16 protein-coding genes, 2 pseudogenes and 1 riboswitch are annotated in these 17,980 nt (G+C 45.2%); of the genes and pseudogenes, 7 read left to right on the plus strand and 11 right to left on the minus strand.

Going from position 1 to position 17,980, the window contains the following annotated elements:
* Positions 1-168: 168 nt before the first annotated feature.
* A complete protein-coding gene (locus ACU01J_RS06040; protein ID WP_481084846.1) occupies positions 169-366 on the minus strand; it encodes a hypothetical protein in 198 nt (65 codons plus the stop codon).
* Positions 367-542: 176 nt separating this feature from the next.
* Entirely contained in the window at positions 543-1,847 is a 1,305-nt protein-coding gene (locus tag ACU01J_RS06045; protein WP_481084847.1) for a dicarboxylate/amino acid:cation symporter, read from the minus strand.
* A gap of 433 nt (positions 1,848-2,280) precedes the next feature.
* On the opposite strand from ACU01J_RS06045, the gene ACU01J_RS06050 reads away from it, so the two are divergent.
* Complete coding sequence (locus tag ACU01J_RS06050; RefSeq protein ID WP_481084848.1) at positions 2,281-2,901, plus strand: LysE family translocator; 621 nt, start codon at positions 2,281-2,283, stop codon at positions 2,899-2,901.
* Positions 2,901-3,167 (plus strand): hypothetical protein, encoded by a 267-nt coding sequence (locus tag ACU01J_RS06055; protein ID WP_481084924.1) that lies wholly within the window; start codon positions 2,901-2,903, stop codon positions 3,165-3,167. The genes ACU01J_RS06050 and ACU01J_RS06055 overlap by 1 nt, the downstream gene beginning before the upstream one ends.
* 40 nt (positions 3,168-3,207) lie before the next feature.
* Here the strand turns inward: ACU01J_RS06055 and ACU01J_RS06060 are convergent.
* Positions 3,208-3,683: pseudogene (locus ACU01J_RS06060) on the minus strand (MFS transporter); the annotation flags it as partial.
* Positions 3,684-3,790: 107 nt separating this feature from the next.
* Here ACU01J_RS06060 and ACU01J_RS06065 point away from each other — a divergent pair.
* The 4 genes and pseudogenes from ACU01J_RS06065 to ACU01J_RS06080 all read left to right on the plus strand — a co-directional run.
* A pseudogene (locus ACU01J_RS06065) lies at positions 3,791-4,384 on the plus strand (LysR substrate-binding domain-containing protein); the annotation flags it as partial.
* A gap of 30 nt (positions 4,385-4,414) precedes the next feature.
* On the plus strand, positions 4,415-4,735 hold the full coding sequence (locus ACU01J_RS06070) for a heavy metal-binding domain-containing protein (RefSeq protein WP_481084849.1): 321 nt from the start codon (positions 4,415-4,417) through the stop codon (positions 4,733-4,735).
* 73 nt (positions 4,736-4,808) lie between these two features.
* Positions 4,809-5,267: a YaiI/YqxD family protein gene (locus ACU01J_RS06075; protein ID WP_481084850.1), complete on the plus strand. Its 459-nt coding sequence runs from the start codon at positions 4,809-4,811 to the stop codon at positions 5,265-5,267.
* Positions 5,268-5,276: 9 nt separating this feature from the next.
* Positions 5,277-6,230 (plus strand): LysR family transcriptional regulator, encoded by a 954-nt coding sequence (locus ACU01J_RS06080; RefSeq protein WP_481084851.1) that lies wholly within the window; start codon positions 5,277-5,279, stop codon positions 6,228-6,230.
* A 176-nt stretch (positions 6,231-6,406) separates the two neighbouring features.
* Here ACU01J_RS06080 and ribA read toward each other — a convergent pair whose 3' ends face one another.
* Positions 6,407-7,462, minus strand: a complete 1,056-nt coding sequence (gene ribA, locus ACU01J_RS06085; RefSeq protein WP_481084852.1) for a GTP cyclohydrolase II — start codon at positions 7,460-7,462, stop codon at positions 6,407-6,409.
* Between the two features lie 267 nt (positions 7,463-7,729).
* Complete coding sequence (locus tag ACU01J_RS06090) at positions 7,730-8,617, minus strand: AraC family transcriptional regulator (protein ID WP_481084853.1); 888 nt, start codon at positions 8,615-8,617, stop codon at positions 7,730-7,732.
* A 170-nt stretch (positions 8,618-8,787) separates the two neighbouring features.
* Between ACU01J_RS06090 and ACU01J_RS06095 the strand changes: the two genes are divergently transcribed.
* Complete coding sequence (locus ACU01J_RS06095; protein WP_481084854.1) at positions 8,788-9,984, plus strand: sugar efflux transporter; 1,197 nt, start codon at positions 8,788-8,790, stop codon at positions 9,982-9,984.
* A gap of 104 nt (positions 9,985-10,088) precedes the next feature.
* Here ACU01J_RS06095 and ACU01J_RS06100 read toward each other — a convergent pair whose 3' ends face one another.
* The 6 genes from ACU01J_RS06100 to ACU01J_RS06125 form a co-directional block, all read right to left on the minus strand.
* Positions 10,089-12,296: a sensor histidine kinase gene (locus tag ACU01J_RS06100; protein WP_481084855.1), complete on the minus strand. Its 2,208-nt coding sequence runs from the start codon at positions 12,294-12,296 to the stop codon at positions 10,089-10,091.
* Positions 12,297-12,312: 16 nt separating this feature from the next.
* On the minus strand, positions 12,313-14,532 hold the full coding sequence (locus ACU01J_RS06105; RefSeq protein ID WP_481084856.1) for a two-component system response regulator: 2,220 nt from the start codon (positions 14,530-14,532) through the stop codon (positions 12,313-12,315).
* Between the two features lie 140 nt (positions 14,533-14,672).
* Positions 14,673-15,329: a 3,4-dihydroxy-2-butanone-4-phosphate synthase gene (gene ribB / locus ACU01J_RS06110; RefSeq protein WP_481084857.1), complete on the minus strand. Its 657-nt coding sequence runs from the start codon at positions 15,327-15,329 to the stop codon at positions 14,673-14,675.
* A 112-nt stretch (positions 15,330-15,441) separates the two neighbouring features.
* Positions 15,442-15,595: riboswitch (FMN riboswitch) on the minus strand.
* Between the two features lie 160 nt (positions 15,596-15,755).
* Positions 15,756-16,004, minus strand: a complete 249-nt coding sequence (locus tag ACU01J_RS06115) for a DUF3297 family protein (RefSeq protein ID WP_004412401.1) — start codon at positions 16,002-16,004, stop codon at positions 15,756-15,758.
* Positions 16,005-16,079: 75 nt separating this feature from the next.
* Complete coding sequence (locus ACU01J_RS06120) at positions 16,080-16,247, minus strand: hypothetical protein (protein WP_481084858.1); 168 nt, start codon at positions 16,245-16,247, stop codon at positions 16,080-16,082.
* A gap of 121 nt (positions 16,248-16,368) precedes the next feature.
* The gene (locus ACU01J_RS06125; RefSeq protein WP_481084859.1) at positions 16,369-17,940 is read right to left on the minus strand and encodes an ABC-F family ATP-binding cassette domain-containing protein; all 1,572 of its coding nucleotides are present in this window, start codon (positions 17,938-17,940) and stop codon (positions 16,369-16,371) included.
* Positions 17,941-17,980: the final 40 nt, after the last annotated feature.

Raw genomic sequence — 17,980 nt, forward strand, 5'->3', positions numbered from 1 at the left:
AAACACAAATGAAGAAATCCTCAAGTGCAGGCTTGGGGATTTTCATACGCGCTTCAGCGTAGTCATGAAATATTTTGTCAAGGTTCATGATACAAAGAGCAGCCTAACGGTTCCCCATTAGGCTGCAAAGTCAAACATTAGAAAAAGACGCTAGCTATGTTGGAGCAGTTATTTGTGCTCACTTCGCAGACCATGCCCAACGACCCCTTCAATTTGCAAAAATGATGGCCCATGATCTAACTGCGCTTGGTACGCAACGGTTAAACTTGGAGGTGCATCAAAAGGTGGCGATGCGCTAGCACCAAGTGACCATATTGTCCCTAGGACTAATGCGATGGATCGAATAAACCAATGACTGAATTTCATTGCACTCTTCCTTCGTTAGTTTAGTTGATACTACTATCAATTATGGTCTGTAGCAGTGTCTCTTGCGTGTGTTTAATTGAATAATTTGAAGGGAAGTTTATAACTATCTGATGCGCAATATGAAAAAGCCCCCACTGTTTCCAGTGAGGGCTTTTAGTAATCTAGCTTATAAATATTTAAGCTTCAGAGCGCTTTAAGTGGACTTCTTCTTCTTTAACACCCGCCATTGGGTCGTTAAAGCGATTTTCATCCAGTGCACCCTCTGATTTAGCAACGATGATGGTCACCGCACTGTCACCAGTAATGTTTACCGCAGTACGAATCATATCAAGTAGACGGTCAACACCCATGATAAGTGCGATACCTTCTAAAGGTAGACCTACTTGGTTCAATACCATTGCTAGCATAACTAGACCAACACCAGGAACACCTGCTGTACCAATTGAAGCTAGCGTCGCCGTCATGATAACCATCAAATAGTCACCCATCGTAAGGTCGATATTAAATGCCTGAGCGATGAAAGCGGTCGCAACACCTTGCATGATTGCCGTACCATCCATGTTCACTGTTGCGCCTAGTGGCACAGTGAATGAAGATACGCGGTTTTCTACGCCCATACGGTTCTTCGCTGTTTCCATCGTAACTGGAATTGTCGCGTTTGAAGAAGCCGTAGAGAAAGCAAACATGATCGCGTCTTCCATCTTCTTCAAAAAGGTAATAGGGCTTAGTCCAGTGAAGCCTTTAAGCATCACACTGTAAGTCACTAGGCCGTGCAATAGTAGCGTACCTGCTAGCACTAGGAAGTATTCAGCTAGGCTGGAGATAGCGCTTAAGCCAAGGCCCGTAAACAGCTTCGCCATTAGGAAGAACACACCGTAAGGCGCAAGGTTCATCAAAATCGCAACCAGCTTCATGATCACTTCGTTCAAGTCAGAGAACAATGAAGCAATACGCTCGCCCGGTTTACCAGCGGCGCTGATCGCGATACCAAATAGAACGGCAAATACGATAACCTGTAGTGTTTTCCCTTCCGCCATTGCACTGATTGGGTTGGTAGGGAACATATCAATGATCACTTGACCCAGTGATGGTGCTTCAGCCGATTTGAATGAGCTCGCTGCAGTTAAGTCTGCACCTGCACCCGGCTGGAACAGGTTACCCATAGTTAGGGCTAGAGTAATAGCAACAGCGGTAGTCGCTATATAAAACGCGAGTGTTTTACCACCCATACGGCCCAGTGTGGAAAGATCTTTTAGTGAGCTTGTACCGCAAACAAGTGAAACAAACACAAGTGGGACAACAAGCATTTTCAAGCTAGCGACGAATATCTGGCCGCCGACTTCAAATAGTCCATTAACGATGTATGCATCGACAAATCCGTTGTCAGCAAATAGGCTGCGAATCGCAAAGCCTGTCAAGATACCCGCTACCATACCGAAAATTACACGGCTAGTTAGCGACATCGGTTTCTTGGTATTCATAGTGAACACTCCTTATAGTTATGCACCTTGAGTTCACTTCAAGGCGAGCAGGAGGTTAGCAGGCGATTTTGTAAATAAAAAAGAGAAATAATCGCTCAGATTTATAGATGTGATGGTGGTCACTAGAAAATCGACCTGTTTAACGTGCTTTTAACTAAAATGGCTCTTATAAATTAACCTCTATCAATAATCTGTAACATGATTATTTCTAATTATTAAAAATGCGGTCTTTCTCATTACCTGAGAAATTAAGTGCATATATAAATAGGGGTTAGTAATAAGTGCATATACAGTCAGGTGTTATGCACCTATCTTAATGTGTTTTTTCTTTACCTTCCTAAATTCTCAAATAGCTTATAATGTGTATTGGTTTTCGCTGTGGGTTGCTCTATGTTAGACGGCATTATTAACATAATTAAAACGATCAGAAGTTATGAATACCGCTTTGCTGGGAATGTTTATTCCAACCTTCTTTTTTGTCTCGATAACACCTGGTATGTGCATGACATTAGCGCTTACTCTGGGTATGAGTATCGGTTATCGCCGAGCGCTATGGATGATGGCAGGCGAACTAGTCGGAGTCGGTCTAGTCGCTGTTGCTGCAGTATTGGGTATCGCTGCCGTGATGTTAAACTACCCTTGGTTGTTTGTTGTCTTAAAGCTTATTGGTGGCAGTTACCTGTTTTACCTTGGGGTACAAATGTGGCGCTCGAAAGGAAAGCTTGCGATTAACCTAGATCAAACTACGTCAGCCCCGCAAAGTGATTGGGATTTAGTGGTTCAGGGCTTTGTTACAGCGATTGCAAACCCTAAAGGCTGGGCATTTATGATCTCACTATTACCACCGTTTATCGACCAAAGTGCCGATCTTACCCCGCAGTTGGTCGTGCTTGTCTCGATTATCCTACTGTTTGAGTTTATCTGTATGACTCTTTACGCCACGGGCGGAAAAGGATTGAAGCGACTGCTTGGTCAATCGCAAAACGTCCGTTTAATGAATCGTATTGCCGGTACATTAATGATGGGAGTTGGTGTTTGGTTATTAATGAGTTGATAGTGAGTTTACTGAATCGAATTAAAGCAGGTCTGATGGACGTACTCGACTTTCAGTCACGTATTTGGGTAGTGAGCGTCTATGCCGGGGAACATAAAGGAGAGTCTTACGTCGTGAATGAAGACAGTTTCTCTGAACCGATGCAATGGATGAAGCGCAAAGGCTACACGAATGCGATGATCGAACAGATCGATAAAATGCCACGTTCGCAAGTGAAGGAGTTTGAGCTAGAGAACGTAAAACATCGACTCATGCGAGTAAAATAATGATCAGCTCCTAAGTAACCATTACTTAGGGGCTGATTTCTTAAGCTTGTTGCAGCGTCGGTGTGCGTTTATCCAATGCGCCACTTAAGCGAGTCAACAGAAGCGCACCCAATACGATAGCCGCACCAACCCAAGGCGTATTCATCAGCCCTGAGTCTTCGACGATCAAACCGCCACCCCAAGAACCCAACGCAATACCTACATTGAATGCCGCGATGTTTAGGCCAGAAGCCACGTCCACTGCATCTGGTGCGTATTTCTCAGCAAGGTTCACCACGTATACTTGTAAGCTTGGCACATTACCAAATGCGAATGCACCCCAAACCAGAATGGTCAGAACCGCGGCGATAGGGTTGTAAGCGGTAAAGTTGAACACGAGCAATACTAGGGCTAGACCAACATGATCAAGCCGATAGCGCTAGAGTTGAAACCAGAGATCTCTTCAAGAATCGGAGCTAAGAACGTAAAGGCAGTAAAGGTGCCGCCGTAACCCAGTGCTGTGATGGCGTGCATTATTCAAGAAACTTTATTTGTGAAAAATAGTGCTTTTATCAAATTACTTTTGCTATAAATGATAGTAATTGGTTTATAGAGATGATTAACATGCGCACACGTTCCGATGAGTAGACGCCGCGAGTCCATTTGTTTTTCATCAGTTAGTGCCGCTAATACATGAGTTTAAATCAGCTTATCCAGATATTGAGTTGGAGCTTACTTCGAATGAAGGATTCGTTGACCTATTAGAAAAACGAACCGATGTTGCGATTCGTATTGGTCAGCTAAAAGACTCTACATTGCATGCGAAACCTCTCGGCAAAAGCCCTCTCTATATTGTCGCTTCTCCTGGTTACCTTGCTCAACATGGTATACCTAAGTCAGTACCTGAATTATCGCAACATCAAATCCTTGGTTTTAATGCACCCAAGATACTCAACCAGTGGCCGCTAAAAGGGTTCAGGTCGATCGAACCGAGCCTTCAATCCAGTAACGGAGAAACGGTGCGCCAGTTGGCTCTTAGCTCAAATGGCATCGCATGTTTATCAGGATTTATGGTAAAACAAGATTTGGAGGCAGGGCGACTGGTATCGATTCTAGAGCAGGAAAAGCTGCTCAACACTGATAGAGAGTTAGTTAACGCCGTCTATTACAAGTCCTCGTCCGTCGCGAGGCGAATTTCTGCGTTTATCGACTTTATTCAACCGAGACTGTCTTTATAAAGTAAACAAACAAGTAAGGAGGAGAACATCATGATTAAAACGACCACTTCCGTTGTAGAAGGCCGCCCAGTGCAAGACTACCTAGGCATTGTCGTGGGAGAGGCCATTCTTGGCGCGAATATTTTCAAGGATCTGTTTGGCGCAATTCGAGATATTGTTGGTGGCCGCTCGGGCGCCTATGAGCGAGAGATGGGCCGCGCACGAGAAATTGCATTCCAAGAGATGGAATCCAGAGCTCTAGAGCTAGGGGCTGATGGCATTGTTGGGATTGATATTGATTATGAAGTGATCGGAAAGGGTGGCAGCATGATGATGGTGAGTGTCAGTGGGACAGCGGTCAAATTCAAATAGCACTATTAACTGACCCAGAATTACGGTCTAATTACGTTCACACTATTTAAATATCAATAGGAAAACCAATTTGATGAAGATTTGGGTCGATGCGGATGCATGTCCAGTAGTTGTGCGAGACATACTGTTTCGTGCTTCAGAGCGCACAGGTGTGGAAGTTACCTTAGTTGCTAATCAATTCATTCGCACACCAGCATCGCCAAAAGTGACCATGTTGCAAGTCCAAGCAGGCTTTGATGTGGCAGATAACGAGATTGTTAAACGTTGCGAGACAGGTGATTTAGTGATCACCAGTGATATTCCATTAGCAGATGAGATTATTACTAAAGGTGGTTATGCGCTGAGCTCTCGTGGCGAGATGTTTACTAAAGAGAACATAAAATCACGTTTGAATATTCGTGACTTTATGGAAACCATGCGCAGCAGCGGTATTCAAACTGGCGGCCCAGCACCACTCAACCAAGCTGATCGTCAGCAATTTGCTAACCACCTTGATAAGTGGCTGGTGCAATGGCAACGAGCGCAAAAATAGGTCTTATCGATGGCATTAGTGAACCAACTTTCTCTGTTTATCGATGTGGTGCAGCAAGGATCATTCACTAAAGCGGCTGCATTACATGATATGGACAACTCCTCACTCTCCAAGCAGATCAAAAAGTTGGAGTCGGAGTTAGGTGTGCAGCTGCTCAATCGTTCTACACGATCATTTTCTTTAACTCCTGCCGGGGAGGAGATCTTAGAGCAAGCGCATAATATTGTTGGTACGCTCAATCATGTTCAATCCATTGCGGATTCTTATCATGCTCAGCCAAAGGGACGGATTCGAATTACCGCGCCTTACCATATTGGACGCAACCACCTTCGGCCTGTAATCACTCAGTTTATGGCAACGTACCCAGACGTTGAAATCGAACTGCTACTTGATGATAAACGCTCTGACATTATCTCTGATCATTTCGATGTTGCATTCCGTCTGGGTCGTTTAGATGATTCGAGTTTGATTGCGAAAAAAATTGCCGATATTCGGCCTGTCTTGCTCGCTTCATATCGCTTTCTAGAGAACTTCGGTGAGCCTAAAACACCGGAAGAACTCGCTAAGTTACCCGCTGTGATATACAGCAACCGTTCAATCACGGTAGATACTATGAGGTTGGGTGAAACGCCACACTCCAATGTTGCAACCAACTACAAAATGACGGGTAATTGCCGCGTTAATGATACCGATGTTTTATTAGAGGCTGTTTCTGATGGCCTAGGGTATGCGTGGCTGTCGACATCAAACATCAATACTAATATTGAAGCCATGCAACTGAAGCCGTTACTGACAGATCATTTATTGTGTAACCATGAGTTGGCTCTATACGCTTTATACCCTCATAGAAAACAAACGGCATTGGTGCGCGAATTTGTCGCCGCAGTGCAGGCTTATATTGGAACGCCGCCGATTTGGGAACAGCATATTCCAAACTTTGATAACCTTTACAAAGCTAAATAACGCTGAGATTAGAACGAAAAAAACCGCTACTTGATAGCGGTTTTCCCCATAAAGACGCGATGAACCTTATTTTTTGGGGATAGGTCAATAGTTGGCAGTGATGAGAGTGAACTTCTGTCTGGTTCTAGGCAGCAATGAGAGCCTCAATCGTTAGGTTCTCATTGATTTAAAAGACGTTATTGCTTAATAAACTGGCGATCAAAAAGATGGCCTAGCTTAGCGGCTTTGGTTTCAAGGTAGAATTGGTTATTAGTATTGAGGCCTTCCTGTAATGGCACTCGTTCTTTGATAACAATCTCCGCCTGCTCTAATGCTTTCACCTTGCGCGGGTTATTCGTCATCAAACGTACAGTATCGATGCCTAGATAGCTGAGCATCCCTCGACAAAACCGGTAGTCGCGCATATCGGCAGCAAAGCCTAGTTGCTCATTGGCCTCGACGGTATCGGCTCCGTTATCTTGTAGATGATAAGCTCGGATTTTGTTGAGCAGTCCAATTCCACGACCTTCCTGACGTAAGTAGAGTAAAACGCCTGCACCTTCATCGGTGATGTTTTGCAGAGCTCGATCGAGTTGGAATCCGCAGTCACAGCGAGTACTAAAGAGTGCATCGCCTGTTAAGCATTCGGAATGTAGACGAATCAATGGTGCGTCAACAGAGGAAATATCGCCATAGACTAAAGCGAGATGCTCTTTACCTGTCTCTCGTTCAATAAAGCCATGCATCTCAAAAGTGCCCCATTTGGTGGGTAACTTGGCTTTATCGACAAATTGAATAAGGTTGTAAGGGCTAGTGTTTTGTAACTTTTGACGTACCGCCATCAAAATTTTACCGAGGTGGTTATTGCCCAGGCCATCTTCACCATCACCCCAAAATGCGTCTTTATGTGAATGTTCGGTGAGGGTTGCTTCGCCGGTTTCAGTTAACTTGAATGCTAGCAAAGGGTTTTGGCTAAACTTTTCAGCGACGATAAAACGCATCACATCGAGTCGTATATCGAGCCAATCATTTCTTTCCTTTTGTTTATGCTCGCGACTTAGCTCAAAGGCGCGGGCTGGCGTGTTACTTTGCTGAATCTGTCGATAGATCTCTGGGTCAACGAACTTCTGTGCTTGATAGTAATGCTCGCTTGTCGGCCAAATTTGCCCGTCGATGTTAATTGGAGAATGGAAAAAGTTAGATAGAAATCCGTAGGCGTCTTCGGGTTCGTAAAATTGAATATTGCTGTCCATAGCGCTCTCCTGACATTGATGCAGTTTATTATAGGAAGTCTGTTGCTTATTAAGGATTAGCTTCTGTTGAGTGTAATGTCAATTAGTGGGGGCTATTGAGTTTTTCTTTGATTGCTAATGGTTGGGCCATCCTTAAGGCAGCCCGTACCTAGAGCAAGCTTTAGACCTTATCAAGCTCTCTTCTGAAAACAGGGCGAAAGCTCGCTAAGTTAGAATCGCAGCCTTAAAGCCTGAGGCGTTTTTATATTTTCCACAAACTAGTTTGATTTACTGAAATCGGCTGCGAAACTGGGTCGGGGTCATCTCTTTAACGGTCTTGAACTGCCTGTTGAAATTAGACAGGTTCTGAAAACCGGTTTTCTCAGCAATGAGTGCGATAGGTTGCGAGGTGCTGGCGAGCAATTCGCAGGCTTTACCGATGCGAAATTGCTTTAAGTGATCGGAAAAGCTCACGCCGTAGTGCTTTTCGAATAAACGATAGGCAGAGCTTTCACTCATGTGTAAATGTCGGCCGAGGTCAGAAATTCGAATTGTATCGGCGTAGTTGTTTTCGATGTAACGAGTCGCCAATTGGACTTTCTGCTGTGCTTCTCGGTTGCCTGATACTTGGCTGATACGGTATGGAGAGGCCGATAAACGCAATGACTCCTCATCATTAGCGATCAGCAGTAGTACTTCAATAACACGAATGGCTTGAAATTGTCGCTCGATTTGCTCAATACCATTGAGTCGTTCAGCGACCTGTTGCGATATGGCAGGGCTAAATTTGATGCCATAGGCTGAGTTTTCCAGTAGACGCTTTATATTGCGAGCCTCAGGGATGGTAGCCTGCAGTTTTTCTATCCAGTGGTGCTTGAGCCAGACAATCACAGAGTGGTGAGGCTTCTCTTCTGAGCCGTTGATTTGGCCAGTGATCATGTGTGGTAGCCCCGGCCCATAAAGCAGTAGAGTATTATGGTCGACCGAGCCTACTGCATCTCCGGCAAAGTAGTTGCCACTAAACACACATTCAGGATCTTGGTAAAGGACCAGCTCATACTCGGTGTGATAGTGCCAAGAACAAGCAAACTCTTCCTTTTTCACCCGGCAATGATATTCGCGAATAATCCAATCATTGCTCGGTGTATCCATTACGTTTTCTATGAATGGTTTCATTGCTGCTCTCCCTTATCTTCACCGTAAAGATTAGTGTAATTGTTGTTTTTCTGTCAAAGATGAAAGGTAAGTTGATGGATTAGTATTAGAGGTGGCTCGAATACTATCAATCTAACCGCATATCTTTGCGTAGACTGTAGCCTCACACACTTACTCAAAGGAGCCCTACTATGTTTAAAGATAAAACAGCGATGTTGTTTATTATTACTGCTTTTGTCACTGGCTTATGTGGGGCCTTTTTTTATCCTTTGTCGAGTCTCTTTATCGTTGAAGAGCTCGGTGCGTCGCCAATGATGTTAAGCCTGTATATGGTGATGGCAGTAGTGAGTGCGGTTGTGGTATCTCAGTTGTTAGCAAAACAATCTGACCGCAATTGGAAACGAAAAACGATTCTCCTCGTGGCGATGACTTGCTATTTAATTACCATCTCAAGCTTTATTGTTGTAAGGGATTATTGGCTAGCAATCACCATCGCGACGGTGTTCGGCAGTGTCAGTGGCGCTTCTTTTGGTCAGCTATTTGCGTTAGGTCGAGAGTATGGTGACCGCCATATGAAGGACAGCACAACTTTTCTATCAACCATGCGTGCGGGAATAGCGATTGCTTGGGTATTTGGTCCACCAATGGCATTTATGCTCAAAGCGGCTTTTGGTTACAACGCCTCATTTTCTGTCTCTGCTGTGATTGTCAGTCTGTCGATTTTGGTGATTGCTAAGTATTTGCCCAATGGTGTGATCAAAGATGAGTCATCTGTAGAAGAACCATCGACCGTTAACCAAACGTCAAATGGATTGATTGCACTTTACTGTCTTGTTGTTGTATTTGCTTTTGCGGCGAACAATTTATATATCACCAGCATGCCGCTCTATCTATCGCAAGAGCTTAAGGTAGACCCAAGTTGGCTAGGTTTTCTTTTCGGTGCAGGCGCATTATGTGAGATTCCAGTGATGCTGTACGCTGGAAAACTGGCAGCGCGCTTTGGGACGATTAAGTTGCTGATGTTTGGCCTTGTCAGTGGTATTGCTTTCTATACCGTTATGCTGACTCAAACGACGTTTGTCGCTATGTTGATGGCTCAGGTTCTCAATGGGGTCTTTATTGGGTTATGTGCCACGCTTGGTATGGTTGTATTGCAAGATATGATGAAAGATCGCTTAGGTACGGCGTCGACGCTTTTCTCCAACATGCTCAATGTCAGTATGCTAGTGGCTAGCCTTTCTGTTGGCGTTGTTGGTGAGCTATTTAACTATTACAGCACACTCTATGTCTCTCTTGCGGGCTCCCTAACTGCCATTGTGTTATTAGCATTATTTGCCTTATCTTCATCAAAGCAGCACCAACAGCAAAATCAACCAATGAGTGCTTAAACCGAGTTCCTAACTACAGTCATCTTTGTCCAAAGGGCTAGCCAGTTAACGCTGATAGCCCTTTGGTCAAAGAGACTGATTATTGAGATCTCTCGCCTCCCAGACTACACATTGTCCGCCTCACTTTCTACTTGCGGAGGAGCTAGTAAGGGTAGGGTTAAAGTAAAGCAAGTGCCGACCTCAAGTTCACTGGTGACATTGATGGTTCCGCCGAGTAATCCAGTGACTAAGTTATAGACTATGTTAAGGCCGAGACCTGAGCCACCTTGACCTAAGCGAGTGGTAAAGAAAGGGTCAAAGATCTTTTGTTGGTTCTCTAGCTCAATGCCTTGTCCATTATCCGTGATGGTTAATACGGCTTGCCCTTCGATTAATCGTCCTTGAATCGCGACAGATTTGTCTGCTTGCTCTGAGAAGGCGTGAACGATCACGTTCGACAGTAAGTTCATCAGGACTTGGGTTAGGGGGCCGGGATAGCTGTCCATTTGGATATTGGCTTCACACTCTTCGTTTAACGTAATTTGATTCTTGCTTAGGTTTGGAGACATGGTGACCTGAAGCTCGTGCAATATCTCGTCGAGATTGAATAAACGACGTTGATAACTTGATTGATCAACGGCGACTTGTTTAAAGCTAGAGATCAGTTCCGCGGCACGGCGCAGATTACGTTCAATACTGTCTGCAGAATCGGAGCTTTGTTCAATATAACTGTCGAGTACTGAACGTCGCAGTCCTTCTTGTATCGATTCGACAAAATGCTGATTAGCGTCTTTGAGACTACTTGCCACTATCATAGCATTGCCAATTGGAGTATTGAGCTCGTGGGCGACCCCTGCGACGAGGGATCCCAGTCCGGCGAGTTTCTCAGCCTGCACGAGCTCTTCTTGTGTGGCCTCAAGCACTTCAAGGGCATGTCTAAGTTCGACGGTTCGTTCATCAACTCTATGTTCGAGTTCACGAGTTTGCTGCTCAATCGTTTTTAAGTGTTCCCGACGGTCGAACTCAGTTTTCGCCGCCCTTTTGAACCAGTATGACCATTTTGAAGGAATGGTTGGAATTATTAGATTTGAATTATTTGGTAGCTCTTCGACGAACTGAGCTAATCTAAGTGCAGGCTTGCTGAAGTTCCAGTGTTGATAAAGTACGACCAGCAATAATAACAGCGTGAATGCTGTTGCCATTATGAGGTTAGGCAACAGAGTTTGAAAGGTATACGAACGAATATCACGGTTCGATATCTCTAATACTAGTCTCCACGGCGTATTGGGCAACTGGTAAGATGCCCAATATCCGATCGGGGTCGTGTTTAGGATCGCATGTTCTGCCTGATGTGCGTCACCAATCGCGACAAATGACAATACCTCTTGCTGGGTGACTGCTTCGGCTTTACCTTTTAAGCTGCCTCCGCTGTCACCAATAACCCGACCTTGCTCATCAACAATCGCGAGTCTTGCTAGCTCAAGCGGTCTGTCAGTAATGATTTTATCGAGTACTTTTAAGGTAATATCGGTACCGACTGCACCAATGAACTTGTCGCCTATGTAGGTTGGGGCGAGCAAAGATATCATCATGCCTTTACCACCCGCGTCCATGTAAGGTGTCGTCCAAACTTTCTCTTTTTTAGGGTTGGCACTCGGATTTATGAGTTCAAGAGGAAAAGTGCCGCCCGCTTCGAAGATCACATCCAGAGCCGCGTCCATATTATCGGTTCCAGTGGCGGCTAGAATGTCTTCTGCCCCAAGCCATGGGTAGAGATAGGTAAGCACTTGCTCTGCATCATAGTAGTAGCTCCATTGGAAATCATCGTGTTGTTGATGTGTAGAGACGACTTCGGAGGCCATTGAAAGGAGCGTTTGTGCATCGAACGAGTACTCTCTAACGTTGGAGCGAATATAGAGTTGACCAACAGTATCACGTAATTGTTTTGGTAAATTATCCCAGGGTGCATTCTCTGAGGCGTTAAGCGATTGCTGGTTTAGGTACTCCAATGATTTTTTACTCGGGACAAGCTCAGGATATAGGTAAGCCGTTTCGATGGCATTGCGCATGGTATCGACATGATTTAAAGAAACTGAGATGGTTTTATTGAGTGACAGCATACTTTCAAGTGCTTTATAGCTTTGCTCAGTGACGACTTGAGAGCGAATCTGATTGCTGAGATAGAGCGTGTTTCCCAGCGTAAGTAATACGATTAACGCTAGCGCGCCATAAAGCATTAATCTGTGGCGGAAAATTAGGGCCTTTGAACTAATATGTTCTTGGGAACGCTCGGCATCAAGATTGTTTTTATTATTCGGTGTTGGATCTTTCATTCAAGTACCCTTCCGTTTATCCATTTTGCATAGGCTTAGCGAGAAACGCGAGGAGTTCATCCAGTTCCATTGCTTTAGCGAATAGCCAGCCTTGCCCTTCTTCACAATTGAAGGCTTTTAATTGTTGGTATTGAGCTTGAGTTTCAATTCCTTCGGCCGTGATCTCCATACCCAGAGTCTGGCCTAGGTTGACGATCATTTTTGCAATGCTGTCATCTTGCTCCATTGCGTCAACGAAAGTGCGATCAATTTTTAGTCGTGTTGCAGGCAAGGTTTGAAGAATACTCAGAGAAGAAAAACCAGTACCAAAATCATCAATCGCTACCTTGCAGCCCAGAGCCCTTACGCGATTTAAGGCTTGTTGAATTTCATCGAGGTTATTGGCGGCGATGGTCTCGGTGACCTCTAATTCTACCTGCTCATGAGGGATGCTATGTGATTGCATCGCGCTTTGTAGGTTTGCACAGAAGTTAGGTTCTTCCAATTGAGCAGGGGAGACGTTTATCGCAATGGTGACGTTGGGGTAGCCGCTATTGAGAAGCTGGTGGAATTGTTGACAAGCTTGCTTAAGTACGAACTTACCAATGCTAACCATCATGCCAGACTGTTCAGCTAAAGGGATAAACTGATCAGGAGGGACTAAGTCTCCGTTTTTGTTGCGCCAGCGAAGCAGTGCTTCCACTCCAGTTAATCTTAATGATTCGAGATGATATTTAGGCTGGTACATAAGGAAAAGGGCGTTATTGTCTAACGCTTCCTTGAGCTCAGATAGCAACAGCATACGATCTCTGGCGCATTGTCCCATGTCTTGAGAAAAGTGAATTGCTGAGCCGCGATGGTGTAACTTGGCTTGTTTTAATGCGACTTGAGCATCTTTATAGCGTTCTGAAAGACAGGTATTGTCCCCTGCGGTTAAATCTACTTCTCCCACACTCGCCATGATTTTGAATGGTTGCGCATCGATGACAAAGCTCTCATCAAAGATCTTGAGAATACTCTGCGTATCTATTTCCTCGGTGCTACCAATTAAAGCGAAGACGTCACTGCCTCCGCGAGCGATAAAGCAGTTTGGGAAAGCTAACGTTAGGCGGCGAGCGACAGCTTTGAGTAACAAGTCTCCCACTTTATGGCCAAAACTGTCATTGAATGCGGAGAAGTCATCAATGTCGACTAACACCAGTAGTGAAGAGTGGTGAAGGGTAGGGTTTGATAGCTGGTAACGAAGCAAGCTATTGAGGTTTGGGATGCGAAGTAATGAGTCGGTGAACGCTTGCTCTTCCAGTTTGTTGTACAGCAATACGTTATCAAACCCAACCGAGAGGTTTGCACAGAAAACCTCAAGCAGGTGGCGGTCAATATCTTCAAGGGGACGGTGAATATCGACGTAGGCAGCTAACCCGCGACCTTGCTCGGTGGAGAAATAGAGTGTCAGTCCGGTTTCAAGTAGGCTAGTCCGACTTTCAAGACAGCGCATGATGGACTCTCTGATCTTGTGTGAATCAAGGGTGTCGAGTGGGGAATGGACAAATTTACTATAGCGCCCAGCCGCTGCAATTATTTGCGCGAGCTCTTCTTCGTTACCGGAAGGTTCTTGAACACAGATTAGACCGTCGGGTTCGATTTGGATAATAGCACTGATCTGTTTAACCGCTCCTTCCGCAAACATTTTTAAGCCATGCAGGTGAGCAAGCTCAGTGCTGGCTTTGACGACTTTCTCTAGCCCTTGACGCATGATCTGTTGGTTTCGTATCTGTTTATAGGCGCGGATAGCACTGGTTAAGATTGTAAAGAGACGAATTCGGGTCAGTTCTGGTTTGGTTCGGTAATCATTGATGTCGTAACGTCGAATAGTCTCCATTTCGGGGGCATACCCTGGCTGGCCAGTGCGCAAGACGATTCGAATAGCTTTAAGCTCTAACTCGTCACGGATGATTTCGACTAAATCTAAGCCAGCGTGCTCAGTTTCCATCACCACATCAAGCAGTACCACACCGATATCGTGTTCGCGTATCAGGCATTGCTGCGCTTCTTTAGCTGAATAGGCATGTATCAGTTCAAGTGGTCGATCTTCAACGAGCAAGTCTTTGAGGGCGAGCTTGGTCGCTTCATGGACATCTTCATCATCATCAACAACAAGAATACGCCAAGTGTGAGTGGGTAGCGTAGGTAAATCCGTATGCTCGTCATCTTCAATGATGAGCATTAAGTCATCAGGTGATTTGGCCTTGTTCTCCATGAGCCCTCAAATATTGGCGTAGGTCTAAGCTAAGAGTTTAGTCCGATATTGTTGGGTATGCGACGTGAGAAGAGATATGAGGATAATGAAAGGAATAACAATGACTAGGCGAGATGGACTCGCCTAGTTTAAGCGCGGGGTTAAGCCAGTTTTAGATCAAACTGCTGGCGATACATCACCATATCTTCGATGGTCAACACTGGCATATTGTGCAGCCTACCAAAGGCAACGATCTCTGGCGCTTTTGCCATGCTGCCATCAGGGTTGGTTACTTCACACAGTACGCCTGCTGGTTGTAAACCTGCCATCTGCATCAAGTCGATAGTGCCTTCTGTGTGACCACGACGAGTTAACACGCCACCTTTACGTGCACGCAGGGGGAATACGTGCCCAGGACGCGCGAGATCAGACGCTTGTGCCGTTGGGTTCGCGGCTGTTTTAATCGTGGTAACACGATCTTGCGCAGAGACGCCAGTCGTTACACCAACTTTGGCTTCAATAGAGACGGTAAATGCGGTTTGATTGGCACTGTTGTTGTTTTGGACCATTGGGGTAAGCTCTAGGCGGTCCGCTTGCTCTTCTGGCAAACATAGACAAACGATGCCGCTACATTCACGGATCATTAGTGCCATTTGAGCGGTCGTTAAAGACTCGACTGAGTATATGATGTCGCCCTCGTTTTCACGGTCTTCATCATCAAGAAGAAGAACACCGCGGCCTTCTCTTAAGGCTTCGAGTGCAGTTTCAACGCGTGTAATTGGGTCGCCGAATTCGGCAAGAAGTGATGACTGATTCATGGTTAACTCCTAAATATCACCAGAATCAGGGCATGCATGAGCACTAGAGACTATATAAATGAACTCTAGCTAAAACGAAATGCACCACGGGATACAGAGTATGGTGATGTCTTTTCATTCTCTCTCATCCGGACTATAACCGTCGGCTCTGGATTTTCACCAGATCTGCTGACCTCGACGATTCGAGCGCTCGCGGGCTTACCTTAAACTCAACATAGCTAAGGAATACCGCCGGTGGGGAATTTCGCCCCGCCCTGAGAATAAATTAAACGTTTGCAATTAAGCGAATGGGATTCTATCGCTTCTGAGAGGAAAATCAACAAAGGTGCTCAATATCATGAGCTTGAGCAGTAATTGAGACGCTAAATGGCAAAAAAGACAGCACTAGGCTGTCTTTTAAACGATTAATCATCATCACTAAGAGGATTATTTGTAGAACGCTTCTACTTCGCCTTTTAGTTTGATCAGCATTGGGTTACCCCAGCGATCTTTTGCTTTTGGTGAAGGGATTTTTACCCAACCTTCACTCACGCAGTACTCTTCAACATCAGTACGCTCTTTGCCGTTTAGGCGGATACCGATGTGGTGCTCAAAACACTCTTTTACAAAGTGTGGGCTACGTGGGTTACCTGAAAGGTGATCTGGCAACTCTGGCTTAGCGTTGTTATCGCTCATGATTATGACCTGCAATATATTTAAGGTGACGCATTGTAGACAATACCAAGCGTGGCGACAAGATAGAGTAAGTGGTTACTCATCGTCTTGTCCGCATTCAGCACAAGCTTGGTAGGTTCTTTCCCCTTCGCTAATGACAAAATGTTTGCCGACACATGTTTCGCATAGCGCAAGTTTTGGGTAGCTTTGTTTCGGTTTTTTCGACTGAGTGGTGACGACTTCGACCACGTAGAATTTTCTCATGTTTATTGACTTAGTTGGTGAAGAGAACTGTTCAGATATTACCAAACGCTGCGACACATCGCATTCGCAGCGAATTGGAAAGTGCCAGTAAAGGAGAGTTTTACTGCTTTACTGGCTCGGTTTAGCTTAAGGTTATCTCGCGGTTTACTCCGGACTCTAACGCAAAGTCATGATCATGGCTGATCAAAATAAACCCTCCTTGATAGTGTTTCAGCGCGTTGGCTAAATTGATTTTTGACTCAAGGTCGAGGTGGTTATCTGGTTCATCTAACAGTAGTAACGGTTGGCTAGGTTGATGACTGACGATCAGCATTGCCAGTTTCATTTTCTCGCCGCCACTGAGTGCTGACCCTAATCGAAATACACTGTCACGGCGAAATCCGATCCCTGCAAGTAATGTTCGCGCATGGCTTTCCTTCATCCCATTGCAGTGTGACATTAGATTATCGAGCATCGATAGTTGAGGTTGTATGACGTTAAAGTGCTGGTCGAGATAATAGAGTGGGGTGTTGACTTGGCACTCTCCAGACATGACTGGCCATCGACCATGGAGCGTTTTGAGTAACGTCGACTTGCCACTGCCATTTTGACCTTTTAGATGCAGTTTATCGCTGGCATATACCTGCAAGGTGAGTCCGCTGACACAGCCATATTTTAACGTGACATCTAGCAGCGATAGCACTTTCTTGGTGCTGGCTTGCCCATCCTCTAAATAAATTCTCTGCGTTTTGAGCTGCTCTTGTCTTTCCCGTAGTGCGTTTCCTTTTTGTTGTAAGTGATTCATCCTCAGTTGTTCGTTTTTATTGCGGCTGACAAGTCGGCGTTCAGCGCTGTTTTTCATCCCATCTAGCAATATTTTAGGCTGACTGCCATCTTTGCGCGCCTTATTGCTATGAGAAGCTCTTTGTTCAGCTTTCTCTTTGTTTTTCTGCGCTTGTTCAATGAGTTGTTTCTGTGTTTTTTCTACATTGTTGAGTTGCCTTTCAACGGCCTGTAGTTCGACACGCTTAAGTTTTTCGTAAGTGTCGTAATTGCCACCGAAGGTTTGCAGGCCGAGTTGGGAGATCTCCCATATTTCATCCACCTCTCTGAGTAGTTCTCGATCATGACTAACGAGCAATATCGAGCCGTGGAAGTGTTTTATGGCGTGGATGAGCCATTGTTTGGCATGTCTATCAAGATGATTGGACGGTTCATCGAGAATGAGCAGATCCACCTCGCTTTCAAACAGTTGCCAAAGCTGTAATCGTGCCAGCTGACCGCCGCTGAGTTTTGAGCAGCAGAAATATGGGTTGGCGGGCAGTCCCTGTTCACGGAGTTGCTGTGAGAGTTTGCTTTCTAAGTCCCACTGCTCACCCACAAGGTTGAACCATTTTTCTTCGCAGCTACCTGCTTCAATCTGTTTGATCGCATCAAGAATGGTCTCTTTTCCCAAGTAGTGGGCAATTGAACTCGTATGAGTTAAAAGTTCATCAGCCTGTTGTCGGTATAAAGCATAGGTACTCGGCTTGGAAACATTGCCATCGGACGGGGGGATCTCTCCTGATAATATCGAGGTAAGAACGGATTTTCCGATACCATTTCGCCCGACTAATCCAACGCGAGGTTTAGTCATTGAACAAGATAACTGTGTGAAAAGTTGTTCACCGTTGTCAAAGTGAAAGCTGATGTTTTGAGCACTAAATACTGGCATATGTTGCCTCCTGTAGTACAGGGGAACAGCCGTAGCTAAG

The organism is Vibrio sp. 2433-A1, assembly GCF_056726085.1.

Coding starts and splice junctions, on each gene's coding strand:
- ACU01J_RS06040 (WP_481084846.1), bottom strand. CDS start 366: ATGAAATTCAGTCATTGGTTTATTCGATCCATCGCATTAGTCCTAGGG.
- ACU01J_RS06045 (WP_481084847.1), bottom strand. CDS start 1,847: ATGAATACCAAGAAACCGATGTCGCTAACTAGCCGTGTAATTTTCGGT.
- ACU01J_RS06050 (WP_481084848.1), top strand. CDS start 2,281: ATGAATACCGCTTTGCTGGGAATGTTTATTCCAACCTTCTTTTTTGTC.
- ACU01J_RS06070 (WP_481084849.1), top strand. CDS start 4,415: ATGATTAAAACGACCACTTCCGTTGTAGAAGGCCGCCCAGTGCAAGAC.
- ACU01J_RS06075 (WP_481084850.1), top strand. CDS start 4,809: ATGAAGATTTGGGTCGATGCGGATGCATGTCCAGTAGTTGTGCGAGAC.
- ACU01J_RS06080 (WP_481084851.1), top strand. CDS start 5,277: ATGGCATTAGTGAACCAACTTTCTCTGTTTATCGATGTGGTGCAGCAA.
- ribA (WP_481084852.1), bottom strand. CDS start 7,462: ATGGACAGCAATATTCAATTTTACGAACCCGAAGACGCCTACGGATTT.
- ACU01J_RS06090 (WP_481084853.1), bottom strand. CDS start 8,617: ATGAAACCATTCATAGAAAACGTAATGGATACACCGAGCAATGATTGG.
- ACU01J_RS06095 (WP_481084854.1), top strand. CDS start 8,788: ATGTTTAAAGATAAAACAGCGATGTTGTTTATTATTACTGCTTTTGTC.
- ACU01J_RS06100 (WP_481084855.1), bottom strand. CDS start 12,296: ATGAAAGATCCAACACCGAATAATAAAAACAATCTTGATGCCGAGCGT.
- ACU01J_RS06105 (WP_481084856.1), bottom strand. CDS start 14,532: ATGGAGAACAAGGCCAAATCACCTGATGACTTAATGCTCATCATTGAA.
- ribB (WP_481084857.1), bottom strand. CDS start 15,329: ATGAATCAGTCATCACTTCTTGCCGAATTCGGCGACCCAATTACACGC.
- ACU01J_RS06115 (WP_004412401.1), bottom strand. CDS start 16,004: ATGAGCGATAACAACGCTAAGCCAGAGTTGCCAGATCACCTTTCAGGT.
- ACU01J_RS06120 (WP_481084858.1), bottom strand. CDS start 16,247: ATGAGAAAATTCTACGTGGTCGAAGTCGTCACCACTCAGTCGAAAAAA.
- ACU01J_RS06125 (WP_481084859.1), bottom strand. CDS start 17,940: ATGCCAGTATTTAGTGCTCAAAACATCAGCTTTCACTTTGACAACGGT.